This window comes from Desulfobacter sp. UBA2225 (genome assembly GCF_002348205.1).
Lineage (GTDB): Bacteria > Desulfobacterota > Desulfobacteria > Desulfobacterales > Desulfobacteraceae > Desulfobacter > Desulfobacter postgatei.
Genome location: NZ_DDYV01000083.1, coordinates 1 through 5,416, shown reverse-complemented (window position 1 = coordinate 5,416; position 5,416 = coordinate 1). Strand labels below are relative to the sequence as shown.

Sequence of the window (5,416 nt, the reverse complement as noted above, 5' to 3'; positions counted from 1 at the left end):
CATAAACACCTTTTTTTTAAGATTGGTCTCAATTCTCGGCATACAGGATTTATGATACAGAGCGGACAACGGTTCAAGCCCCTCCCAGGTTCTGGGTATGATAATCTGTTTTTCGGGACTTCTTTGCGCCAGAAGGTACCGGATGATCTTCTCGCTGACAAAAGGAACGTCACAGGCCGTTACATAGCTCCAGTCAAAGCCGGCATGAAACAGGCCGGCATGAAGCCCGGCCAAAGCGCATTGAGACGGATCAATATCCGTTACAATCAGGGCGTCGATATCTAAAAAGAGTGCCGGCTCATTAACCACCAGAATTACTTCCTCAAACATCATGGAAAACAGGGTATGAATCCGGGCCAGCATGGTATGTGTCCCAACCGTCTGAAATGATTTGTTTATGCCGGGAAATCGCCTGTTGCAGCCGCCGGCCAGGATCACGCCCGTGCAGTCTATTTTTTCCAATGCCTTTAATCCCTTCTGCTTTTATTTCTTCCGAAACCCTTAATGATAATCTTCATTATATGAATCCGAATAAGAAACAGCAATTCTAAATATGAATATTTATTAGTTGAAAACTCGCACAAAGACACCAAGACACAAAGATTTTTATTCTACTTTGTGCCCCTTTGTGTCTTTGAGGCTTTGTGCGAGAATAAAATTTAGAATTGCCGGATAAGAAATCAAGGTGTTGCCGTGCTAAAAAAAAGATGGTAGAAAAAACTTTTAGGCCATATCCGAACACGTAAAAAGGCATATCATGACAAAAAAAAAGAGCATTCTTAATGATCAGGATTACAAACGGATCATCACCCGCATTGCCTACGAAATCATTGAAAAGCATAAAGGGGTAAAAAACCTGGCCTTGGTGGGAATTCAGACCCGGGGAGATTTTCTTGCAAAACGCCTGGCCGATCAAATCGCAGCCATTGAAGGCAGAACACCGCCTGTGGGGTCCATGGACATCAACATGTACCGGGACGACTGGACAAAAATCAGTCACCAGCCCACGGTAAGGCCCTCGAACATCCCCTTTTCCGTGGATGACAAAGAGATTATTCTGGTGGATGACGTGCTTTTCACAGGAAGAACCATCCGGGCCGCCATGGAGGCTTTGATGGATTTTGGCAGACCCGCCCGCATTGAGCTTGCCATCCTGGTGGACCGAGGTCACAGGGAATTACCCATCCAGGCGGATTATCAGGGTATTTTTGCGGATACAGAACCCGAAGATATGATCCATGTCCATGTCCTTGAACAGGACAACGAAGACTGCGTTTACAGGGAACTAAAATTTTCATGAGCACCCACGCCCATCGAACAGCGTTGCCCAGGCACCTCAAAATTGCCATATTGTCCATCTCCTCCACCAGAACTTTTGAAAATGACAAAAGCGGCTTATGGATAAAAAAACAGGCAAAAAAAGAGGGGCATCAAGTGATGATTCACCAGGTGATCCCCGACGATATAAATGCCATCACAGAAGCGCTTGAGCATATTATCGAGCGCATAGTCCCCCATGCCGTCATCATGACCGGCGGTACCGGCATCAGTCCCAAAGATGTTACCATAGAAGCGGTTCGGCCCCTGTTTGACAAGGAACTGACAGCTTTTGGACCGGTATTTGCCCAACTCAGTTTTGACGAAATTGACTCTGCCGCCATTTTGTCCCGGGCCACCGCAGGCTTTATAAAAGGCACTGCCGTATTCTGCATGCCCGGCAGTCTGAACGCCTGCAAACTGGCCTGCAGCAATCTGATTTTCCCAGAACTTGGACATTTGATCAAACATGCAAAGGAATAGGTTATGAAAGAACTTGACGAATTATTAAACGACTGGAAAGATAATGACAACCAGACCCGCAAGGCATTTACCGAGCTTGTGAATCACGTAAACACCCTGTCCGACATCGCCCTTGAATTTGTCAGCCGGCCCGGGGTAAGCTACTCCTTTCGCCCCCGGCATACGGCCCAAGCCAAACGCCCGCTCTTTGCCATGGTGGATGTCATTGATGATGACCCGGATGACCGCTGGCTGTCTATCTGTTTTTACGCGGACCTGGTCACCGATCCCCAGGAGCAAGGAGACCACGTGCCCGAAGGACTTCTGGGCGAAGACGCATGCTGCTTTGATATGTATGAATATGATGAGCAGGAAATAGCGTTTCTAAAAGAAAAGCTCACCGAAGCACACGGCAACGCCCCGGAATAGACACGTATCCAGGGACAATACTATTTTTTTCAAAAAATAGTATTGTCCCTGGATGATTCACACAGAAAAGCGGATATTTAAGATATCTCCGTCCTGGACCACGTAATCTTTGCCCTCCACATAGAACTTGCCGTTCTTTTTCAATTCCGCTTCAGAACCAAGTTCCATGAGTTCATCGTACTTGAACACCTCGGCCCGGATAAAACCTCGCTCAAGGTCTGAATGGATGACACCGGCGGCTGTCGGGGCCTTAGCCGCCTTTCTCACCAGCCACTGCCGAACCTCGTCTTTGCCCACGGTAAAAAACGAGATCAGATCCAGGGACTTCAGGCAAAGGGCAGTCAAAGACTCCAGGGCTGTGGAGGTAATACCCAAGTCCTCAAGGAACTCCTGTTTTTCCTCGGCACTGTCCAGCATGGCGATTTCCGCCTCCACCTTGGCCGATACCAGCATCGCCTCTATGGCAAGGGCATCGCAACTGCCTTTAAAGGTATCCAGAATACCTGTATTGCCAAGGTCATCTTCAGCCACATTGACCGCGACCACCAATTTTTTCAACGTGATAAAGGGGTAGGAGCGAATCAGTTTCTCCTCATCCTCGGATAACTCAAGCAGACGAAGCGGCAGTTCCTGTTCCAGATGGGCCAGCATCTTCTCCATAAGGACCAGTTCTTTTTTCTGGTCTTCATCCTTAATTTTCTTGACCATGGCAGAGAGCCGCTCAATGCGCTTTTCCACAAAAATCTGGTCGTGCATCACAAGCTCGGAATTGACCATGTCAAAATCGCGCAGGGCATCCACACTGCCTTCGGCATGATAAACAGCCTCATCTTCAAAAGCCCGGACCACATGGCAAACCGCATCCATGTCGGATATATCTTTAAAAATATCTCCTTTGGAAATGGTTTCAGCCTCCATTTTAGGCAAAAGTACCAGGTCAAGACGCGCCCTGACCTCCTTTTTGGGGGCATACATCTCCACCAAGCGGTCAAACCTGGAATCCAGAATGTCGGCGGTGCCTGGGACCGGCTTAAATGCCTTGGCCGGATCCGTAATCTCGTTGCCGGTCAAAATCTGAAACAATGTTTTCTTCCCTGTCTGGGGAAGTCCGATAATGCCTACCTTCATTTTTTTATGTTTATCCTCTTTTAAAGCGTCATAGTTAAAGTTTCAAAGACCTTTGCCGGCATCACCCTTTTTTTCACGGGATCGCGTTCAACCCGGGCAGCCACATGGACCGGATCATGGGGAAAGACCAGCAGGGCATCTTCGGCAACGGCACGGTCCAGTATCTGTTTTTTCTCGTCCACCAGCTTTTCGGCAAACCGGTCATACCCCATGGTGATGGGCAGGTTCACCCAGGGCAGTCCCGGGATAAGATCGCCTGTGTAAATAACGGTACCGCCCCGGGCCTGAATCAGGGAGACCAGCATCCCCGGGGTGTGTCCCTGGCTCTGGAAAAATTCAATGGTCAGGGCGCCCACAGTCAGGCGGTCCCCGCCCTGCTTTAACACGAGACGCCCTGTGGCCTGCAACTTTTCAGCAAGACCCGGAATAAATGAGGCCCGGTCACGGGGATGAGGGGATTTTGAGCGCCTAAAATGCTCCTCTCCCACCACAAAAAGGGCATTGGGGAAAAGCAGGTCCGGTTTTCGATCCGATTCCCAAGCGCTTAAAAGCCCGCCGGCATGGTCAAAATGAAGATGGGACAGAACAACATGAGTGATGTCTGAATCACTTAAACCCTGTTCGGACAACGATTGCAACAACACATGCGTCTCTTCTTGGACGGCAAAGCGCGCTTTCATGTCAGGAGAGAGATATGCCCCGCAGCCGGTCTCAAACAATAGATTGTAATTTCCGGTTTTGACCAGCAGACAGTTTGAAGCGATATCAATCATGCCCCTTTCATCTGCCCGGACCCATTTCTGCCACAGGGCTTTAGCTGCGTTGCCGAACATGGTGCCGCCGTCCAGGCGCATACTGTTGCCCCGAATAACAATAAATGACGTTTCCTGCATCATGGTAATCCCCTTTGGGTGGTTGATTCAGTTCAAACCAAAGTGATTTTTCGCTTTTCCGGGTCTGGATGACAGCGGTAAAGAACAGCCACATGGCCGATGGTTCCGGCAACATGGCATTTAAGCCGCGCTGAAATCTCATCAAGCAAAGCGGCTTTGACATCCTTTTCCTTGTGATCAATAAATTTGATCTTAATCAGTTCAGATGCGTTCAGGGCGTTGTCCATCTCCTGGATCAGGGCTGTTGTCAGACCCTTTGCCCCCACAAAGGCTGAAGGATTTAAACTATGGGCAAGGCCCCTTAGATATTTGCGCTGAGCGCCGGTAAGTTGTGTCACGTTCGATCCTTAAATTAAAGTTCATCTTTCAGGTCCGGCATATTATCATAAACCTGGGATTGTGGATACACCGGGCTCTGTTTCTACGTTAATAAAACTTGAACGATCATCGTCAATGACAGAAGAAGGAAACGCCACTGCTAATAGAGATTCCAGCGTTTTAATATAGACAGATTGTGGGGTTAAAATTGGATATAAATATTGAGTACCCGTTTTCATTTTTCAGATGCTTGATGGTGATAACCATTAATAATAGCCTGGGGTTCTAAATTTAACGTCTGGGAGATTTCGCTTTTGACTGAGAGCCTGTTGATAAAAGCGATGATTTCTTCAGTCAGTGATAGCTATGTCAAAATGTGGCCCGATGACACATGATATTTAAAAATTTATTTTTCACCGCCTCACACTTCGGACAAATCCATAAGACGCTCCAATAAACCCTCCAGCGAGATGACTAAATTGGGATACCCTATCAATTTTTAAAATTGATAACACTTCACTGCCGATGTAAAGCACTGCAATGATGATGAAGGTCAAAGGAATTTCTCGACTTCTGATATTTGAAAAAGAGCTAAGAAGAATCAGCATAAATGCAATCCCGCTTCCACCTATGAGGGAATTGGAGAATAAAAATGCGTTTAGCAATGCCGTTGATATCGCTGTAATCAAAATCATTTCAAAGAGCTTGACTGAACCATATTTTTCTTCAAGCAAAGGTCCTACAAGAAGAATGATCATCATGTTTCCGATGAGGTGATTCCAATTAGCATGACCGGCAACGTATGAAACCAACTTGAAATAAAAATATGGATTCAAAAATGATGATAAGGACCAAGGATTTAATAATTT

8 protein-coding genes are annotated in these 5,416 nt (G+C 47.2%); 3 read left to right on the top strand and 5 right to left on the bottom strand.

Going from position 1 to position 5,416, the window contains the following annotated elements; genetic code table 11:
- The coding region (mobA, locus tag B3D59_RS04490) for a molybdenum cofactor guanylyltransferase (RefSeq protein WP_286817975.1) at window positions 1-462 on the bottom strand (462 nt) is incomplete at its 3' end.
- 295 nt (window positions 463-757) lie between these two features.
- Between mobA and pyrR the strand changes: the two genes are divergently transcribed.
- From pyrR to B3D59_RS04475, 3 genes are read left to right on the top strand one after another with little or no spacing between them, the layout of a single operon-like run.
- A complete protein-coding gene (gene pyrR / locus B3D59_RS04485) occupies window positions 758-1,300 on the top strand; it encodes a bifunctional pyr operon transcriptional regulator/uracil phosphoribosyltransferase PyrR (RefSeq protein WP_286817974.1) in 543 nt (180 codons plus the stop codon).
- A complete protein-coding gene (locus B3D59_RS04480) occupies window positions 1,297-1,800 on the top strand; it encodes a MogA/MoaB family molybdenum cofactor biosynthesis protein (protein WP_286817972.1) in 504 nt (167 codons plus the stop codon). Before pyrR ends, B3D59_RS04480 begins: the two co-directional genes overlap by 4 nt.
- A 3-nt stretch (window positions 1,801-1,803) precedes the next feature.
- Window positions 1,804-2,208 (top strand): hypothetical protein, encoded by a 405-nt coding sequence (locus tag B3D59_RS04475; RefSeq protein ID WP_286817971.1) that lies wholly within the window; start codon window positions 1,804-1,806, stop codon window positions 2,206-2,208.
- A 57-nt stretch (window positions 2,209-2,265) separates the two neighbouring features.
- Here the strand turns inward: B3D59_RS04475 and ychF are convergent, their stop codons facing one another.
- The 4 genes from ychF to B3D59_RS04455 form a co-directional block, all read right to left on the bottom strand.
- On the bottom strand, window positions 2,266-3,336 hold the full coding sequence (ychF, locus tag B3D59_RS04470) for a redox-regulated ATPase YchF (RefSeq protein ID WP_286817970.1): 1,071 nt from the start codon (window positions 3,334-3,336) through the stop codon (window positions 2,266-2,268).
- 20 nt (window positions 3,337-3,356) lie between these two features.
- Window positions 3,357-4,232: an MBL fold metallo-hydrolase gene (locus B3D59_RS04465; protein ID WP_286817967.1), complete on the bottom strand. Its 876-nt coding sequence runs from the start codon at window positions 4,230-4,232 to the stop codon at window positions 3,357-3,359.
- Window positions 4,233-4,261: 29 nt separating this feature from the next.
- On the bottom strand, window positions 4,262-4,567 hold the full coding sequence (locus B3D59_RS04460; RefSeq protein ID WP_286817966.1) for a YhbY family RNA-binding protein: 306 nt from the start codon (window positions 4,565-4,567) through the stop codon (window positions 4,262-4,264).
- A 393-nt stretch (window positions 4,568-4,960) separates the two neighbouring features.
- On the bottom strand, window positions 4,961-5,416 hold a 456-nt coding region (locus tag B3D59_RS04455; protein WP_349676864.1), incomplete at its 5' end, for a rhomboid family intramembrane serine protease.